The organism is Micromonospora yasonensis (assembly GCF_026013475.1).
In the GTDB taxonomy this organism is placed as follows: Bacteria; Actinomycetota; Actinomycetes; order Mycobacteriales; family Micromonosporaceae; genus Micromonospora; species Micromonospora yasonensis.
Genome location: NZ_JAPDPH010000149.1, coordinates 1 through 17,592, shown reverse-complemented (window position 1 = coordinate 17,592; position 17,592 = coordinate 1). Strand labels below are relative to the sequence as shown.

At 73.4% G+C, this 17,592-nt stretch carries 17 protein-coding genes and 1 pseudogene; 8 read left to right on the top strand and 10 right to left on the bottom strand.

The window, feature by feature from the left end; genetic code table 11:
* Positions 1-158 (top strand): annotated as a pseudogene (locus ONA70_RS25145) (septation protein SepH); the annotation flags it as partial.
* A gap of 60 nt (positions 159-218) precedes the next feature.
* Positions 219-1,205, top strand: a complete 987-nt coding sequence (locus ONA70_RS25140) for an aldo/keto reductase (protein ID WP_265008954.1) — start codon at positions 219-221, stop codon at positions 1,203-1,205.
* A 30-nt stretch (positions 1,206-1,235) separates the two neighbouring features.
* Here ONA70_RS25140 and thpR read toward each other — a convergent pair whose 3' ends face one another.
* The 4 genes from thpR to ONA70_RS25120 all read right to left on the bottom strand — a co-directional run bounded on the left by thpR (position 1,236) and on the right by ONA70_RS25120 (position 4,248).
* Positions 1,236-1,814, bottom strand: a complete 579-nt coding sequence (thpR, locus tag ONA70_RS25135) for an RNA 2',3'-cyclic phosphodiesterase (protein WP_265008953.1) — start codon at positions 1,812-1,814, stop codon at positions 1,236-1,238.
* Between the two features lie 3 nt (positions 1,815-1,817).
* Entirely contained in the window at positions 1,818-2,327 is a 510-nt protein-coding gene (locus tag ONA70_RS25130; protein ID WP_265008952.1) for a hypothetical protein, read from the bottom strand.
* Between the two features lie 111 nt (positions 2,328-2,438).
* Entirely contained in the window at positions 2,439-3,725 is a 1,287-nt protein-coding gene (locus tag ONA70_RS25125; RefSeq protein ID WP_265008951.1) for an MFS transporter, read from the bottom strand.
* A gap of 73 nt (positions 3,726-3,798) precedes the next feature.
* Positions 3,799-4,248 carry a MarR family winged helix-turn-helix transcriptional regulator gene (locus ONA70_RS25120; protein WP_265008950.1) on the bottom strand — a complete coding sequence of 150 codons (450 nt, stop codon included), beginning with the start codon at positions 4,246-4,248 and terminating at the stop codon, positions 3,799-3,801.
* Positions 4,249-4,386: 138 nt separating this feature from the next.
* On the opposite strand from ONA70_RS25120, the gene ONA70_RS25115 reads away from it, so the two are divergent.
* Positions 4,387-4,647 (top strand): DUF2530 domain-containing protein, encoded by a 261-nt coding sequence (locus ONA70_RS25115; protein WP_265008949.1) that lies wholly within the window; start codon positions 4,387-4,389, stop codon positions 4,645-4,647.
* Between the two features lie 3 nt (positions 4,648-4,650).
* Here the strand turns inward: ONA70_RS25115 and ONA70_RS25110 are convergent, their stop codons facing one another.
* Complete coding sequence (locus tag ONA70_RS25110) at positions 4,651-5,490, bottom strand: DUF3027 domain-containing protein (protein ID WP_265008948.1); 840 nt, start codon at positions 5,488-5,490, stop codon at positions 4,651-4,653.
* An 87-nt stretch (positions 5,491-5,577) separates the two neighbouring features.
* On the opposite strand from ONA70_RS25110, the gene ONA70_RS25105 reads away from it, so the two are divergent.
* Complete coding sequence (locus ONA70_RS25105; protein WP_265008947.1) at positions 5,578-7,176, top strand: MFS transporter; 1,599 nt, start codon at positions 5,578-5,580, stop codon at positions 7,174-7,176.
* Positions 7,177-7,199: 23 nt separating this feature from the next.
* Positions 7,200-7,904 (top strand): futalosine hydrolase, encoded by a 705-nt coding sequence (locus ONA70_RS25100; RefSeq protein WP_265008946.1) that lies wholly within the window; start codon positions 7,200-7,202, stop codon positions 7,902-7,904.
* Here ONA70_RS25100 and ONA70_RS25095 read toward each other — a convergent pair.
* The gene (locus ONA70_RS25095) at positions 7,861-8,805 is read right to left on the bottom strand and encodes a GNAT family N-acetyltransferase (protein ID WP_265008945.1); all 945 of its coding nucleotides are present in this window, start codon (positions 8,803-8,805) and stop codon (positions 7,861-7,863) included. The genes ONA70_RS25100 and ONA70_RS25095 overlap by 44 nt on opposite strands.
* A gap of 572 nt (positions 8,806-9,377) precedes the next feature.
* On the opposite strand from ONA70_RS25095, the gene ONA70_RS25090 reads away from it, so the two are divergent.
* Positions 9,378-10,208 carry a 1,4-dihydroxy-6-naphthoate synthase gene (locus tag ONA70_RS25090; protein ID WP_265008944.1) on the top strand — a complete coding sequence of 277 codons (831 nt, stop codon included), beginning with the start codon at positions 9,378-9,380 and terminating at the stop codon, positions 10,206-10,208.
* Here the strand turns inward: ONA70_RS25090 and ONA70_RS25085 are convergent.
* Positions 10,169-10,555, bottom strand: coding sequence for a cold-shock protein (locus ONA70_RS25085; protein WP_265008943.1), 387 nt, complete (start codon positions 10,553-10,555; stop codon positions 10,169-10,171). The two genes, ONA70_RS25090 and ONA70_RS25085, sit on opposite strands and share 40 nt — an antisense overlap.
* A gap of 29 nt (positions 10,556-10,584) precedes the next feature.
* Positions 10,585-11,208: an HAD family hydrolase gene (locus ONA70_RS25080; RefSeq protein ID WP_265008942.1), complete on the bottom strand. Its 624-nt coding sequence runs from the start codon at positions 11,206-11,208 to the stop codon at positions 10,585-10,587.
* 61 nt (positions 11,209-11,269) lie between these two features.
* On the opposite strand from ONA70_RS25080, the gene ONA70_RS25075 reads away from it, so the two are divergent.
* Entirely contained in the window at positions 11,270-13,735 is a 2,466-nt protein-coding gene (locus ONA70_RS25075) for a helicase C-terminal domain-containing protein (RefSeq protein WP_265008941.1), read from the top strand.
* 4 nt (positions 13,736-13,739) lie between these two features.
* On the opposite strand, the gene ONA70_RS25070 is transcribed toward ONA70_RS25075, so the two are convergent.
* Positions 13,740-14,609, bottom strand: coding sequence for a L,D-transpeptidase family protein (locus tag ONA70_RS25070; protein ID WP_265008940.1), 870 nt, complete (start codon positions 14,607-14,609; stop codon positions 13,740-13,742).
* Positions 14,610-14,782: 173 nt separating this feature from the next.
* On the opposite strand from ONA70_RS25070, the gene ONA70_RS25065 reads away from it, so the two are divergent.
* On the top strand, positions 14,783-16,462 hold the full coding sequence (locus ONA70_RS25065; RefSeq protein ID WP_265008939.1) for a DNA repair helicase XPB: 1,680 nt from the start codon (positions 14,783-14,785) through the stop codon (positions 16,460-16,462).
* 154 nt (positions 16,463-16,616) lie between these two features.
* On the opposite strand, the gene ONA70_RS25060 is transcribed toward ONA70_RS25065, so the two are convergent.
* A complete protein-coding gene (locus ONA70_RS25060) occupies positions 16,617-16,796 on the bottom strand; it encodes a type II toxin-antitoxin system HicB family antitoxin (RefSeq protein WP_265008955.1) in 180 nt (59 codons plus the stop codon).
* Between the last annotated feature and the right edge of the window lie 796 nt (positions 16,797-17,592).

Below are 17,592 nucleotides of genomic sequence, written 5' to 3'. Positions count from 1 at the left end.
CCGCCGTACCCTCGCTGGCCGTGCTGCGGCCGCGCCGCACGGGTGCCGCGGCGGCCGGCGGCGAGTCGGCGGAGGCCGGCGGCAAGCCGCGCAAGCGGCTGCCGAGCTGGGACGACGTCCTCTTCGGCACCGGCCCGGCGGCCCGCGAGTCGTCCTGACTCACGGTCCACCCTGGTTTGCGTGAGGCACTCGAAGTGTCCGCGTGCCAGGGTGGACCCATGGAGTACACGAACCTGGGACGCACCGGTCTCTCGGTGAGCCGGCTCTGCCTCGGCACCATGAACTTCGGGCCGCAGACCGACGAGCCGGACAGCTTCGCCATCATGGACCGGGCGCTGGAACACGGGATCAACTTCTTCGACACCGCGAACGTGTACGGCTGGAAACTCGGTGAGGGGGTCACCGAGCAGATCATCGGCCGCTGGTTCGCCCAGGGCGGCGGGCGCCGCGACAAGGTGGTGCTGGCCACCAAGGTCTACGGCAGGATGGGCGAGTGGCCCAACGAGCAGGGCCTGAGCGCCCGGCACATCGTCCGGGCCTGCGAGGAGTCGCTGCGCCGGCTGCAGACCGACACGATCGACCTCTACCAGATGCACCACATCTCGCGGACCACGCCGTGGGAGGAGATCTGGCAGGCGATGGAGACCCTGGTCGCCCAGGGCAAGGTCCTCTACGTCGGATCGTCCAACTTCGCCGGTTGGCACATCGCCCAGGCGCAGGCCGCGGCGGGCCGCCGCAACTTCCTCGGCCTCGTCTCCGAGCAGTGCATCTACAACCTGATGACCCGGTACGTCGAGCTGGAGGTGATCCCGGCCGCGCAGCACTTCGGGGTGGGCATCATCCCCTGGTCCCCGCTGCACGGTGGGCTGCTGTCCGGGGTGATCCGGAAGATGGCCGAGGGCGGGGCCGCCCGCGGCACCACCGGGCGGTCGGCCGACGCGCTCGCCGCGCACCGGCCCACCATCGAGGCGTACGAGAAGCTCTGCGCGGACCTCGGCCACGATCCGGCCGACGTGGCGCTGGCCTGGCTGCTCTCCCGCCCCGGGGTGACCGCCCCGATCGTCGGGCCGCGCACCATGGACCAACTCGACCGCAACCTCGGCGCCCTGGACATCCACCTCGACGAGCCCACCCTCAAAAAGCTCGACGACCTCTTCCCACCCGTCGGCAACGGCGGCCCCGCCCCCGAAGCCTGGGCCTGGTAAGGCCCCCCGCCCGGGGCAGGGGGGAGGGGGTTAGAGGGGCCAGGTGGATAGGCGGTCGTAGGTGGGGTGGGGGCCGGGGTGGCTGCGGACCAGGACCAGGTCCTGGGCGGGCCATTCGGGGCCCTCGTAGTCGTGCAGGGTCTGCCGGTCGGCCAGGATCTCGGCGCGGTCGATCCGGTCGCCGGGTCGGGCGATGGTCAGGTGGGCCCGGAACGGCTTCTCGTCGTGCGGTAGGCGGGCCCGGCGCAGGCCGAGGCGGATCAGCCGGGCCAGCACGGCCAGCCCCTCGACATCGCCCCGGAGGTCCACCCAGAGCACGGTGAAGCGGCCGCGCCCGAAGCTGCCGCCACCGCCGAGGCGGAGCCGCAGCGAACCGTCCCGGGCGCTCCGGAACGTCTCGGCGGCCCGGCCGAGGGCGCTCTCCACCTCGACCAGCCGGTCGTCCTCGACGTCACCGAGGAAGGCCAGGGTGAGATGGACGTTGGCCGGGTCGGCCAGCCGTACGTTGATGCCGGCGGCGGAGGCGGCACCCACCCGTAACCGGGTGACCTGGGCGGTCAGGTCCTCGACCGCCGACCGGGGCGGGTAGACCGCGACGAAGAGCCGCACCGGTCAGCGGTGCCGCTGGTGGTGGCCGGGGCGGGCGGCAGGCAGGGTGAGCCCGGCCGCGTGCAGCAGCCCCTCCACCCGGACCCGCTCGATCTCCCGGTCGACACCGTCCAGTTCGGTCAGGTGTTCGACGATGCCCAGCGCCCGGCAGGCGGCGCGCAGCCGGTCGTCGTACGCGTCGATGACCGCGCCGTGCCAGACCACCGACCGGTCGGCGGCGGCGAGCCGGTGGCCACCGAACCGACGCAGGTCGGTGGCGAGCTGTTCCAACGGTCGCCGGCCCTCCCGGTCGAACTCGGTGAGGTCGATGTCCCGGGTGAGCGCGTCCGCCTCGATGGCCCGGTCCAGCCGGGCGATGGTGCGCCGTTCGCGGCGTTGCTCCCGCCACTCGGCCCACCAGCAGACCACCCGGTCGATGATCTCGTCGGCGCAGAACACCAGCGCGAAGACGGCGGGCAGGCAGCAGACGGCGAGGATCGCCAGCATCAGCAGCAGTCCCCGACCTACCCCCACGTATCGACGCTAAGCCGCGTGGGGGGCCGTCCGCCACCTGTTTGCCGACATCCGGACGAGAATGAACGAGGAAGGACCGGTCCCCGGGGCGGGAACCGGTCCTTCGGGCGTTCACTCCGCGCCGGGCGAAACCACGTAGAAGCGGGGCATCGGCAGCACCCGGAGCCGCAGCCGGGCACCGGAGCGGCGGAGCTGCCAGGTGAGGGCGAGCAGCGCGGCGGCCAGCGAGATCAGGCCACCGATCCAGATGCTCGCCCCGGCGCCGAAGGTCTCGGCCACCCAGCCGATGATCGGCGCGCCGACCGGGTTGGTGCCGAGGAAGACCAGCACCCACAGGGCCATGACCCGGCCCCGGAAGGCGGCGTCGACGCCGAGCTGGACCCGCTGATTGGCGGCCTGGGCGAAGAAGACCATGAAGAACCCGGTCGGCAGCAGCAGCGCCACCACCAGCCAGTACGCCTGCGCGAGCCCGACCAGGGTGCCGAAGCTGGCGCAGCCGACCGCGGCGCCGAGGACCAGCCAGACCGAGGGGCGGCTGCGCCGCCCGGTGCCGGACAGGGCGCCGGTCAGCGCGCCCACCGCGAGCGCGGTGCTGAACAGGCCGAACGAGGCGGCACCGGTGTGGAAGACGGTCTTGGCCAGCGCGGCGAGGGTGAGCTGGAAGTTGAACAGCGTCATCCCGGTCACCGACATCAGCGCCATCAGCAGCAGGATGTCCGGACGGCGCCAGACGTACCGCAGGCCGTCCACCACCCGGGCCTGGTCGCGCTCGGCGGCCGGCGGGAGGTCCTTGCGGTACAGCTCCTCGGTACGCATCCGGACCACGTTGACCAGCGGGGCGATCGAGCTGAGCGCGGTGAAGAGGAAGACCGGCCCGACGTCGAAGGCGGCGATGGCCAGACCGGCGACGGCCGGCCCGACGATCCGGGCCGAGTTGAAGACGGCCGCGTTGAGCGAGAGCGCGTTCGGCAGCAGCGGTACGCCGACCAGCTCGGAGACGAACGCCTGCCGGACCGGGGTCTCCACCGCGTTGGCCACGCCGAGCAGGCCGGCGAACGCGAAGACGTGCCAGAGCTGCACCAGCCCGGTGAGCACCAGCACGCTCATCACCAGCGCCAGCACGGTCCAGAGCGCGTTGGCGACGAAGAGGAGCAGGCGCTTGTCGTACCGGTCGGCGAGGCGGCCGGAGAGCAGGGTCAGCAGCAGGACGGGGGTGAACTGCAACGCGGTGACCACGCCGAGCGCGGTGGCGGAGTTGTCGCTGAGCTCGAGGACGAGCCAGTCCTGGGCGATGAACATCATCCAGACGCCGATCAACTTGATCAGCTGTCCGGTGGCGAAGAGTCGGTAGTTGCGGACTCGTAGGGACTGGAACATCGTGCTCAGCTTGGCCTGCACTCTAGGTGCGCCTCCTCGCGTCAGGTACGCCTCATCCACAGCGGACGGGGCGGACCGCGACGCGGGTCGCGGCTCAGGCGCGAGCGATCTCCCGCAGGATGTCCGCGGCACGCCGCAGCGTGTCGCGTTCCTCCTCGGTGAGCGCGGCCAGCCGGTCGGCCAGCCACGAGTTGCGGGCCCGCTCGAACTGCTCGAGCACGGCCCGTCCCCCCTCGGTCGCCGCGAGGATGACCTGCCGGCCGTCGGTCGGGTGGGGGGTGCGCTGCACGAGGCCGCGCTCCTCCAGCTTCGCGAGGATCCTGGTCATCGTGGGCGGCTGCACCCGCTCGACGTCGGCCAACTCCCGGGGTGTCAGGGCGCCCGCCAGTTTGAGGCTGGTGAGCGCGGAGAGTTGGCTGCCCGTCAGGTCGCCGACCGGGCGGGCCTGGCGGACCCGCCGGTTGAGCCGGGTGATCGCATCACGCAGCTGAGGGGCCAGCTGCGCCGGTGGCACGCGTTTCGCCGTCACCGTCCGCTCCATCACAGTAGTTAGCTTAACTAATGAGCCTGGCTAACGAGGTCGGATATGACCAGGCTCACGAGGGGTTTGTCGTGCGCAGGCTGTCGCGCATCGTCCCAGATGATCGGCGAGCAGGGAAGAACGATCGCGTACGCTGTGCCCGTGCCCCAGGAGCAACCGCCGCGGCCCGAGCCGCTCGACCCGCCGATGGTGCCGTTCGCCGTCGCCGGGCTGATCATCTGGGCGGTGGTCGGGCTGGTGCTGCTGATCTTCTTCCGCGGCTGGCTCACCGAGCACGGGCACCAGAACTGGCTCTGGACCTGCCTGGCCGGATTTCTGTGGGGCTTTCCCGGTCTCGCCGTGATGATGCGGCACGACGCGAACCGGCGCCGCCGCCGGGAGGCCGCCGCCCGTCAGAGCTGACCGTCAGGGGTGGCCGTACGGCTCAGCCGGCTCGGCCGCCTCGACCGAGCCCGGGGCCCGGCTGACCGACACCGCCTCGACCGCGCTGTCGTCGTAGACCGTGGGCAGCTCGTCGACCGGGGTGTCGGCCGCCTCCACCAGCGTCTCCGAGTGCGCGCCGCAGCCGTGGTCGGCGCTCACCACGCGGCCGTCGTCCGGCGCGTAGAAGTTGCCGCAGGCGCCGAAGGCCTGCCGCATCGCCCCCGCGAGGGGCAGGTAGAAGCCGCAGGTGCCGCAGCGGGCGGCGGCCGGCGCGGCCATCGAGATCGCCGCGGACGGGCCGTGGTCGCCGTCGTACCAGCGCTGGGCGGCCTCGGAGCGGCCTTCCCGGGACAGCACCCGGGGCCGGCCGAGACCGAGCTCCCAGGCGGTGTCCTCCACCGCCGGGTCGTCGGAGAGCAGGTAGCCCGGGGTGAGGCGCTCGTCGTCCGGCGGGGTGGGCAGCAGGTCGCCCGGACCCAGGTCGCCCGGCTTGAGCCGCTCCTGCCAGGGCACCCAGCCGGGGGCGAGCAGCGCGTCCGGGCCGGGCAGCAGGACGGTCTCGCAGATCGTGACGTGGCGGCTGCGCGGCACCCGGGTCACCGTGACGGCCCAGCGCCAGCCGCGGTAGCCGCCGAGGCGGCACTCGAAGTAGTGGGTGACGAGCCGGTCCCCCTCGGCGACCGCCTGGAGGTGCTCGCCGACGCAGTCGGGCTCGACCTCGGTGATGGCCGCGCGGGCCACCTCGACGGCGGCGGCACAGACCTGGTCGAGCCGGGGAGCGCGGGCGGAGGCGGGCCTGGTCACCCTCCCATTGTTCCCCATGCCCGGGGTCGGCCGACAGGCACTCCCCGGAGTCGTTCTCGCCGGGTGGCGGGGCACGCGCAAAGCAGATGGGTGAGGATGGGGGGCATGCCGCAGTCCTCCCGCTCCGGGCGGTCCGTCCTCGGGCGGACCGTCGGTACGGGCATCCGCGCCACCCGCCTGCTGGTCCGCGGCTCGCTGCGGGGCGGACGGTGGATGACCCGGCGGGCCGGGTCGGCCCGGGCCCGTAGCGCCGGCAACGAGCTCGGCATGGTCCGCATGTTCGACCTGCACGCCCTCTCCTGCGCCGGGGACACCCTGATCGCCATCGGGCTGGCCGGGACGATCTTCTTCGACGTACCGCTGGGCGAGGCCCGGAACAAGGTCGCGCTCTACCTGCTGGTCACCATGGTGCCGTTCGCCATGCTCGCCCCGGTGGTGGGCCCGCTGCTGGACCACTTCCGGCACGGCCGCCGGTACGCGCTGGCCACCACCATGCTCGGCCGGGCCTTCCTGGCCTGGCTGATCTCCGACTACATCGGCAGCTTCGGGCTCTACCCGGCGGCGTTCGGCGTGCTCGCCCTGTCCCGGGCGTACGGGGTGGCCCGCTCGGCGGCGGTGCCCCGGCTGTTGCCCGAGGGGATCGGGCTGTCCCAGGTGGGTGCCCGGGCGAGCGTCTACGGCACGGTGGCCGGCGGGCTGGTCGCCCCGCTCGGGCTGGCCGCGTTCTGGTTCGGCGCGCAGTGGCCGCTCCGGGTGGCCTCGCTGATCTTCCTGGCCGGCATGGTCATCGCGCTGCGGCTGCCGCCGAAGGCCGACTCGGAGCCGCCCGAGCGGGTACCCCGCCCGCTGCGGGCGCTGCGTCGCCGGGACGGCGAGCGGCCGCTCGGCCGGGGCCGCCCCGCCGGGCGCCTGGTGATCGCCACCCTGGTCGGCGCCGCGGCGCTGCGCGGGCTGTACGGCTTCCTGCTGCTCTTCCTGGCGTTCTCGATCAAGGCCGGCGACCTGACCACCGACTTCTTCGGCCGGACGTTGGGTGCCCAGGCCGCGCTGGGGCTGGTCGGCGGGGCGCTCGCGGTGGGCGGTTTCCTGGCCACCGCCGTCGGTACCCGGCTGCGTATCCACCGGCCCACCGCCATCCAGTCCAGCGGAATGACCATCGTGGCCGGGGTGGCGGTGCTGGCCGCGTTGAAGTTCTCGCTGCCGCTGGTCGCCCTGCTCTGCCTGGTCGCCGCCCTGATCAGCGGGATCGCCAAGCTGGCGGTCGACGCGTCGATCCAGGAGCGGATCCCGGAGCGGCTGCGGGCCAGCTCCTTCGCCCATTCGGAGACCGCGCTGATGCTCGCCTTCGTGGCCGGCGGCGGCCTGGGGCTCGTCCCGTTCACCGGGCAGGTCGGGGTGGCCGTCGCCGCCTGCGTCGCGGCGCTGGTGGCCGCCCGCGGGCTGCTGGTGGCCAGCCGGCTGCGCAACGAGCACCTGGTCGGACGCCCGCTCGGCGACGACGAACTGGACCCCGAGCCGGCCGAGGAGTTCGGCGACCCGGCGCCCACCTCGCCGGCCCCCGCCCGGCACGGGGCCCCCGAACCAGCCGACGACGACGATCTGGCACCGCCCGGCTTCCACATCTACCGCCCCTCCTCGGCTGTCGGCGGCCCCAGCGGGTCGGAGGAGGAGAACCAGCGGGGACCCCGGGGACCGGTCGGGTGAGCGAACGGGAGCGAGGCGGCGGCGTGAGCGGACTGCTGGTGGTGACCGCCGTACCCGCCGAAGCGGAGGCGGTCCGGACGGGCCTCACCGACCCGACGGTGACCGTCGCCCCGGTCGGGGTGGGCCCCGCTGTGGCGGGCGCCGCCACGGCCCGCCTGCTGGCGCTGGCCGAGGCGGCCGGGCGGCCGTACCGGGCGGTGGTCAGCGCGGGCATCGCCGGCGGCTTCGTCGGCCGGGTGGCGGTCGGCGGCACCGTGCTGGCCACCCGCAGCGTGGCGGCGGACCTGGGGGCCGAGTCGCCGGAGGGCTTCCTCCCGATCGAGGAGCTGGGCATGTCGCCGGAGCTGCTGGGCACCGGAAGCGTGGTGCCGGCCGACCCGGCGCTGCTGGCGGCCCTGCGGTCGGCGCTGCCGGACGCGGTCGTCGGCGCGGTGCTCACCATCAACACGGTGACCGGCACGGCCGAGAGCACGGCCGCCCTCGCCGCCCGTCACCCGGACGCGGTGGCCGAGGCCATGGAGGGGTACGGCGTGGCGGTCGCCGCCGCCCAGGCCGGCCTGCCCTTCGCCGAGCTGCGTACGGTCTCCAACCCGATCGGCCCCCGCGACCGGGGCGCGTGGCGGATGCGGGAGGCCTTCGCCGCCCTCACCGCGGCAGCGGCGGCCCTCAGCCCGGCCGCGGCACTCACCCCGGCGGCGGCCAGCACCCCGGCGGCGGCCCCGGACTGACCGGCCGCGCCACCGGCCACTCGACCCGCTGCTCCAGCCGCAGCACGGCGGGCCGGCTCGCCTGTAGCGCGAAGCCGCAGGCGAGCAGTAGACCGATGCCGCCGAACTCGGCGACGGCGTGGACCGCGCCGATGCCTGCGCGGGACACCTCCGCCGTCAGCGCCTCGACCAACCGCCGCCCGATGCCGAGGCCTCGGTGCTCGGCGGCGACCAGCACGCCGTCCAGGACGACCTCCCGCGCCCCCGGGCGCTCCGGGCCACCCCAGTCCAGGTGCGGGCTCCGCTCGTGCGCCCGGAGTTCGCCCACCAGCTCACCACCGGGCAGTTCCGCCACGAACCGCCAGGACGTCGTCGGCAGTGCCGCCCCAGTCACCCGCCGCACGGTGACCGCGTCGCGCACGCACTGCCGCGCCCGCCGCCGGTCCCGGTACTCCCGGTTCAGCTCGTACGTCGCCGGCGGCAGCGGCAACGGCCACTTCTCCGGCGGCAGGGTGTACCACGCCGCCCACCACGCGCCGGGCCAGTCCTTGGGCTCCCGGACCTCCCACACGTCGAGGTGCGCCGGGTACCGCCGGTCGGCCCGGTCCCGCAGCTCATCGTGCGGTACGTCGGCCGGGTCGCCGCGCCCGCCCTCACCACCGCCGCCGCCAACGTCGCCGCCAACGTCGCCGCCAACGTCGCCGCCAACGTCGAACCGCAGCTCCGCCCCAGCCGCCCGGACCAGCCGCTCCACCGTCCGGAAGCGCGGGTCGACGGCCCGGCCCGACTCGACCCGCGCCACGGTGGCCTGCGGCACGCCCGCCCGGTCGGCCAGCTCCCGCTGGCTCAGGTCGGCTCGTCGCCGTAGCCGCCGGAGCAGGTCACCCAGACCCACCTCCGAAGAGCCAGTCGATTCAGCCACAGCCGGAATGCTTCCGGTCCACCACGGCCATATCAACAGACAGCACGAACCTGTGGATAACCCTGTGGATATCCGCCCTGCAAACGGGCGGCATGTGGATAGCGAGAGCCTTTGGAGCTGAATCGCTGGTGATGTCAAAGGCCATACCCCGTGGACGGAACCCCCAGGCGCGCGGGGGAACGCATGGGCCGGAGGCGCGCGCCGCGAGGCGTGAGTCGTTTACGACATCAGCTCCAAAGGCAGGGAAAGTATTGTGCCCGCCGCCCTGCTCGACTGGTTCGGCCGCCGGCACAACCGACGAGGCCGGTGGGCACGCGACCGCATCCCTGGTTGGGCTGGCATCGGCGGCCGCAACCCGCTTGGGCGGGCCTTCGGCGACTGCAACCGCGGTGACAGGGCGTTCGGCGGCCGCACCTCCTTCGGGCATCGACAGTCGCACGATCGGTGGGTGGCAGGGGTCAACGGGCGGCGGGGCCGGAGGGGCGGGCCGGAGGGCGGCCGGGGCCGCGGACGGGGTCACAGCCGGGGGCCGGGGTGGTGGGTGGTCGGCGGGGCGGGGTTAACGTGGGGGCGTGGCGCTCTCCCTGGCGATCTCCCCCTGCCCCAACGACACCTTCGTCTTCGACGCCCTGGTGCACGGCCGGGTGCCGGGGGCACCGCCGGTCGAGGTGACCTACGCCGACGTGGACGTGACCAACACGGCCGCCGAGCGCGGGGCGTTCGACCTGGTGAAGGTGAGCTACGCGGCGCTGCCCTGGCTGCTGGACGACTACCACCTGCTGCCCTGCGGCGGGGCGCTGGGCCGGGGCTGCGGCCCGCTGGTGCTGACCCGGGGGGACCGGACCGACCTCTCGGGCGCGACCGTGGCGGTGCCGGGCGAGCGGACCACCGCGTACCTGCTGTTCCGGCTGTGGTCGGCGGAGCGGCCGCCGGCGCGGATCGAGGTGGTGCCGTTCCACGAGATCATGCCGGGCGTCGCCGCCGGCCGGTACGACGCCGGCCTGGTGATCCACGAGGCGCGCTTCACCTACCCCCGGCACGGGCTGACCGCCCTGGTCGACCTCGGCGAGTGGTGGGAGGGCGACACCGGCCTGCCGATCCCGCTCGGCGCGATCCTGGCCCGCAAGGGCGCGGTCGACCCGGTCGAGGCCGCCGCCTGGATCCGCGAGTCGGTACGCCAGGCCTGGGCCGACCCGGAGGCCAGTCGGGAGTACGTGCTCGCGCACGCGCAGGAGATGGAGCCCGACGTGGTGGACCGGCACATCGCCCTCTACGTCAACGAGTTCACCGCCGACCTGGGAGAGGCCGGCTTCGCTGCGGTCGAGGCGCTGCTGGGCCGGGCCGCCGACGCCGGGCTCGTCCCTCAGACCTCCAGCTCGCGCGCCACCGCGTGGACCAGCTGAGCGACCTTCTGCGCGGTCTTCCGGTCCGGGAAGCGGCCCCGGCGCAGGTCCGGCTGAACCTTCGCCTCGAGCACCTTGATCATGTCCTCGACCAGGCCGTGCAGCTCCTCGGCCGGTCGCCGGCGCAGCTCCGCCACGGACGGCGGCGCCTCCAGCAGCTTCACGCCCATCGCCTGGGCGCCACGGCGGCTGTCGACCACGCTGAAATCGACCCGCTGGCCGCCCTTCAGGTCGCTGACGCCCGCCGGTAGCGCCGCCTTGGGCAGGAACACGTCGCCACCCTCGTCGCTGGTGACGAACCCGTATCCCTTGGCCGCGTCATACCACTTCACTCGACCCGTCGGCACCTGAAACCTCTGCTTCGCTCTGGAGACCTCTACCCCTCCAAGGCTAGCCGGATGATCCGGTCCAGCGCCGCCGGGAATCCGGTGAGATCACCGAGCACCAGGTGGGCGCCGGCCGCGCTCAGTTCGTCGGTCGAGCAGGGTCCGGTCGCCACTCCCACACCTGGGATTCCCGCCGCTTGCGCCGCCGCCATGTCGGCCACATGGTCGCCCACGTAGAGGGTCGCCCCGTGCTCCCGCAGGGCGGTCGCCTTCTGCTCGGCGAACAGGTCCCCGGCCAGCTCGTCGACGGCCAGCCCGAGGTGGTCCAGGTGCAGCTTGGCCAGCCGGCCGATCTTCGAGGTGACCACCATGACCCGGCCACCCAGGGCGTGCACCCCGTCGATCGCGGCCTGCGCGCCGGGCATCGGCACCGTCGGGGTGATCGCGTACGCCGGGTAGAGGTCCCGGTAGATCGTCACCGCCTCCTCGATCCGCTCCGGCGGGAACCAGTGCGCGATCTCGGTACGCAGCGGCGGGCCGAGCCGGGAGACCGCCAGTTCGGCGTCCACCGGTACGCCGGTCCGGGCGGTCAGCGCCCGGTAGGCGGCGGCGATGCCGGGACGCGAGTCGACCAGGGTCATGTCGAGGTCGAAGCCGACCATGAGTGGGGGCATGCCGAGAACGTACCCGTCCGGAGGGCGCAACCGCCCTCGGCCGGGCTAGCGTGGAACGACGATGACCACCTCACTCGCCGACCATCTGCGGACGCTGCCCGACGAGTCCCTGGCCGCCCTCCTCCAGCTGCGGCCCGACCTCGTCGTGCCGGTACCGGCCGACGTCTCCGCCCTCGCCATCCGCGCCCAGTCCCGGGTCTCCGTGGCCCGCGCGCTCGACGGGCTGGACCAGTTCACCCTGCAGATCCTCGACGCCGCCCGGCTCACCCGCGACCCGGAGGGCGGCGGGACGGCCATCGAGGCGATCCTGGCGATGGCCGCCACCGGTCCGCACCCGCCCGCCCCGACCGCCGTCCGGGGCGCGGTGAACCGGCTCCGCGCGCTTTTCCTGCTGTACGGACCCGAGCACGACCTGCACGTGGTGGGCGGCGTCGACGAGGTCGCCCCGTACCCGGCGGGGCTGGGCCGACCGGCGGCGGAGCTGGACCCGCGGGCGGCGGCCGTGTGCACCGACCCGGCGAAGCTGCGGCGCACGCTGCTGGCCGCGCCGCCCTCCGCCCGGGCGATCCTGGACCGGTTGGCCGCCGGCCCGCCGGTCGGCACCGTGCCCCCGGGCGCGCTGGAGGCCCCCGCCACCGGCACCGAGGACGCGCTCCCGCCGGACCTGGTCAACGGCGGCGCGCCGACCGGCTCCCCGATCCGCTGGCTGGTCGAGCACCGGCTGCTCGTCCGGATGTCGGCCGTCAAGGGCGGCGGCACGGTCGAGTTGCCCCGCGAGGTGGCGCTGCTGCTGCGCCGGGACAGCGGCCCGTTGGGCCCGCTGCGCACCAGCCCGCCGGTGGTGGCCAGCCCGGCCCGCGAGGCGAAGGCCGTGGACTCCGCCGGGGCCGGGCAGACCATGGAGGTGGTCCGGCACACCGAGGCGCTGCTGGAGAGCCTCGCCGCCGAGCCGGCCCCGGTGCTGCGCTCCGGCGGGGTCGGCGTCCGGGACCTGCGCCGGCTGGCCCGGGGCCTCGGGCTGGACGACGCCACCACCGCGCTGCTCTTCGAGGTGGCGTACGCGGCCGGGCTGATCGGCGAGCTGGAGCTGGCCGCCAGCACCCGCTACGGCGGTGACCAGCAGATCCTGCCCACCGGCGGGTACGAGGTGTGGCGGGCCGCCTCGCTCGCCCAGCGCTGGGAGCAGCTGGCCCGGGCCTGGCTGACCATGACCCGCCAGGCGGGGCTGGTCGGCCAACGCGACGACCGGGACCGGCCGATCTCGGTGCTCTCCGCCGAGGCGGAACGGGCCGGCGCGCCGGCCGCCCGCCGTTCGGTGCTCGCCGTGCTGGCCGATCTTCCCCCGGCGACCGCCCCCACCCCGGACGAGGTGCTGGAGCTGCTGGACTGGCGGGCACCCCGGCGGGCCCGGGGCCGGGAGGCCGCGCACCGCGAGGTGCTGGCCGAGGCGGCCCAGCTCGGGGTGACCGGGCTCGGCGCGCTCACCTCGTACGGGCGGCTGCTGCTGGCCGAGCTGACCGAGGCCGACGAGCGGGCCGACGACCCGCTCGGGCTGCACTCCGACGCCGAGTCGGGCGAGCCGTCCACCGCCGTACGGGCGCTGGACGCGCTGCTCCCCGCCCCGGTGGACCACTTCCTCGTCCAGGCCGACCTGACCGTGGTGGTGCCCGGCCCGCCCGACCCGGCGCTCGCCGCCGAGCTGGACGTGGTGGCCGAGCACGAGTCGGCCGGTGGGGCCAGCGTGCACCGGGTCACCACGGCCAGCATCCGGCGCGCCCTGGACACCGGTTACTCGGCCGACGACCTGCACTCGCTCTTCCGCCGCCGGTCCCGTACCCCGGTTCCGCAGGGGCTGACGTACCTGGTGGACGACGTGGCCCGCAAGCACGGCGGCCTGCGGGTGGGCTCGGCCGGCGGGTACGTGCGCAGTGACGACGAGGCGCTGCTCACCGAGGTGCAGTCCGACAAGCGGCTGGAGTCGCTGGCGTTCCGCCGGCTGGCCCCGACGGTGCTGGCCACCCCGTACCAGGTCCAGCGGATGCTGACCGCGCTGCGCGACGCCGGGTACGCGCCGGTGCCGGAGGACGCCAGCGGCGCGGCGGTGCTGTCCCGGCCGAAGACCCGGCGGGCGCCGGCCCGGGTGTCGGCCGCCACCCGCGGCCTGGACCCGCTCGCGGCGCCGAAGCTGCCGCTGCCCCGGCTGCTCGGGGTGGTGGAGCAGATCCGGCGCGGCGAGGCCGCGGCGCGGGCGACCCGGCGGGCCCCGGCGGTGGTCCGCGGCGGCACGGCGCGCACCGGTCCGGCGCCGGCACACTCCCACAGCGACGCGCTCGCCGTGCTCCAACAGGCCGTCCGGGACAAGGCGCTGGTCTGGGTGGGCTACGTCGACGCGCACGGGGCGACCGCGTCCCGGCTGGTCCGGCCGGTGTCGATCGGGGCGGGCTACCTGCGCGCCGAGGACGAGCGCACGGAGATGCTGCACACCTTCGCGCTGCACCGGATCACCGCGGCGGTGCTGGAGGACTGATCGCTCAGGTGCCGGGGCGGCGGCCGAAGACGACCACCCGGGTACCGATCGAGCCCAGCTCCCAGAGCCGTACCGCGTCGCGGTGCAGCAGGTTGACGCAGCCGTGCGAGCCGATCGACCCGTCGTGCAGGTACGTGGTGGTCTCGTGGAACCCGATCCCGCCGTTGAACCGCTGCCAGTAGGGCAGCCACACGTCGTACGGGTTGGACCACTCCTTCAGGTTGCGGTTGGCCACCTGATAGGTGCCGGACGGGGTGGCGTACCCGGACATGCCGGTGCGGGTCACCGTCGGGCCCATCACCACCTTGCCGCCGCGCATCGCCCAGACGGTCTGCCGGGTGAGGTCGACGCAGAAGGTCAGGCCCGAGCCGGCCTTGCAGCGGTGCACGTCGGTGCTGGCCAGCCGCTTCGCCACGTTGTACGTGGTGGCTCCGGCGCGGCCGGCGGCCGGGCTGATCCCGTACCGGCGCTGGAACTTCTTGATCGCGGCGCAGTCGGCGGCGGACTGCTTGCCGTCCACGGTGACCGGCCCGAACCCGCCCAGCCGGGCCAGGTACGCCTCCACGGCCCGCTGGTGCTCGCCCTGCGGGCAGCCGGTGAACCCGGTCGGGCTCGGCTTCGTCGCGGGCGCCGACGGCGTCGTCCGGCTGGGTTTCGGCGTGGCCGTCCGGCTCGGCTCCGCCGACGGGGACCCGGTCGACTGGTCCGGCGTGGGCAGCGCGCTCGCCCCCGATACTCGTTCCGTCTCGGCGACGGGGACCGGGGCGGCGGCCCCGGTCCTGTCGCTCTGCGGATCGAACGCGCACGCACCGACGCCGACCAGCACGACCGCAGCCAGGGTGACGACCCGGGCGGTGAACCGGACATGCTTCATGGGCCCTCCCCTGGACAGTTGTCCCGCTTGCTAGACGTATGGGAACACTGTCACGTTGCCCTTCCGGCGTGACTTTTTCCCGACACCTTCACCCGTGCAACACTGGATGGTCCGCCTTCGGCAGGTCAGCCGGGGTGCGGGCGACCCTGATCCGGCAAGGAGAGGACGCTGGCGTGAGCGGTGGGCCACTGATCGTGCAGTCGGACAAGACGCTGCTGCTGGAGATCGATCACCCTGATGCGCAGGCCTGCCGGATGGCCATCGCGCCCTTCGCCGAACTGGAACGCTCGCCCGAGCACGTGCACACCTACCGGCTCACCCCGCTGGGGCTGTGGAACGCCCGGGCCGCCGGCCACGACGCCGAGGGCGTGGTGGACGCGCTGATCAAGTACTCCCGCTACCCGGTGCCGCACGCGCTCCTGGTCGACGTGGCCGAGACCATGGACCGGTACGGCCGGCTCCAGCTGGCCAACGACCCGGCGCACGGGCTGGTGCTGCGCGCCCTGGACCGGCTGGTGCTGATCGAGGTCGCCAAGAGCAAGAAGCTCGCCGGCATGCTCGGCAACAAGATCGACGACGACACCATCCAGGTGCACCCGTCCGAGCGCGGCCGGCTCAAGCAGGCGCTGCTCAAGCTCGGCTGGCCGGCCGAGGACCTGGCCGGTTACGTCGACGGCGAGGCGCACCCGATCGAGCTGGCCGAGGCGGGCAAGGACGGCGGCAAGCCGTGGACGCTGCGGTCGTACCAGCGGGAGGCCGTGGACGCGTTCTGGGCCGGCGGGTCCGGCGTGGTGGTGCTGCCCTGCGGCGCCGGCAAGACCCTGGTGGGCGCGGCGGCCATGGCCGAGGCGAAGGCGACCACGCTGATCCTGGTCACCAACACGGTGGCCGGCCGCCAGTGGAAGCGCGAGCTGGTGGCGCGCACCTCGCTCACCGAGGAGGAGATCGGCGAATATTCGGGCGAGCGCAAGGAGATCCGCCCGGTCACCATCGCCACGTACCAGGTGCTCACCTCGCGGCGCGGCGGCGCGTTCACCCACCTGGACCTGTTCAGTGCCCGCGACTGGGGCCTGGTCATCTACGACGAGGTACACCTGCTGCCCGCGCCGATCTTCCGGTTCACCGCGGACCTCCAGGCCCGCCGCCGGCTCGGCCTGACCGCGACCCTGGTACGCGAGGACGGCCGCGAGGGCGACGTGTTCAGCCTGATCGGCCCCAAGCGGTACGACGCGCCGTGGAAGGACATCGAGTCGCAGGGCTGGATCGCCCCGGCCGAATGCACCGAGGTACGGGTCACCCTCACCGACGCCGAGCGGATGGCGTACGCCACGGCGGAGGCCGAGGAGCGCTACCGGATGGCCGCGACCGCCCGCACCAAGCTGCCGGTGGTTCGCGCGCTGGTCGACCGGCACCCGAACGATCAGGTGCTCGTCATCGGCGGGTACATCGACCAACTCCACCAGCTCGGCGAATACCTCGACGCCCCGATCGTGCAGGGGTCGACCACCAACAAGGAGCGCGAGCGGCTGTTCGATGCGTTCCGCTCGGGCGAGGTACGCACCCTGGTCATCTCCAAGGTCGGGAACTTCTCCATCGACCTGCCCGAGGCGGCGGTGGCGATCCAGGTGTCCGGCACGTTCGGGTCGCGGCAGGAGGAGGCGCAGCGGCTGGGGCGGGTGCTCCGACCCAAGGCCGACGGCCGGCAGGCGCACTTCTACACCGTTGTTTCCCGGGACACCATCGACACCGAGTACGCGGCACACCGGCAGCGCTTCCTCGCCGAGCAGGGGTACGCGTACACGATCGTCGACGCCGACGACGTACTCGGGCCGTCGCTGCCCTCGCTCGATTGACTGGCAGGGGTGGCCGCCTCGCGCCGGGACCGACTGCCTCTCCTGCACGCTACGAACTTGATGTCGTCAACGATTCAGCCATCGGCGCCACCGGCCGGACTGTCCATCGTGGCCGCCATCGCAGCAGGATTCCTAGCCATGGTGCTATCCACGGTCAGGCGGCGCTGAGCTTGCGTAGAACGTACTGGTTGAGGCTGATGCCATCCTCGGCGGCGTGGATAGCAAGCTCCCGGTGCAGGCTCTCTCCGACGCGGAGGTTGAACTTGCCTGAGTAGCTACGCTCAGCGAACGGCTGCGGCACCTGCTCGCCCTGCTCCTCCATTTCCGCGATCACGTCACGCAACAGATCCTGGAGCCCCTGCAGAGCCTCGATCTGTGAGGACGCCAGCCACGAGAGCGACGGAAACTCGGCGCAGGTGGCGACGAACTCGTGGTCCTCGGCGGATCAGGTGACGCGGTAGGTGTAGTGGGTGATCTCGGGACGGGCACCGGGCTGCATCACATCGCCTCCTTTTGTCGATCGCCTTGAGAACCTGGCGGACCTGGTACGGCTTCGCCTCGCCCTTGTCGTCCGGATATAGGCGCGCGTTTCGCTGGCTCACCGGCAACTTAACCTCGGATCGTCCCGAGAGGTAGCCGCGCCCGGGAAGGGACATGGAGCAGCAGTGCTCGTTCGCCTCGCCAGTAGTTGCGGAGAGAGCTGACCCCCACCGGGGGGATGCGGTATCAAGCTGTCGGCGGCTGCCAACGGGTCGCAACCCGCGCCGACGAGCAGATGCCCGGCATCGTCAGTGGAGGTTTCGCGCCAACCCGCACCGAGGCTCATGCTGCCTTCTTGCTGCCCGGGGACCACACTCACGGCACCGACGGAGGACCTGCAGGCCACTCGCTGGCTCGGACGAGTGCCGGGCTGAAAATAGCCGACGGGGGATCTCCAGGTCGGGCAGACGTGGCTGAGCTGGTCAGCCTCTTGTGCACCGACGGCTCCGACAGATAGTCGCAGATCGAGCCAGATGGCCTTGCCCGGGACGCCCAAGTAGACATTGTTTCCCTGGCAGCTACTTCCGGACGGAAACTATCGGTCGCCGCCGTTACGCTCTTGCAAGCATGTGATGCCATCGAGGCATCTG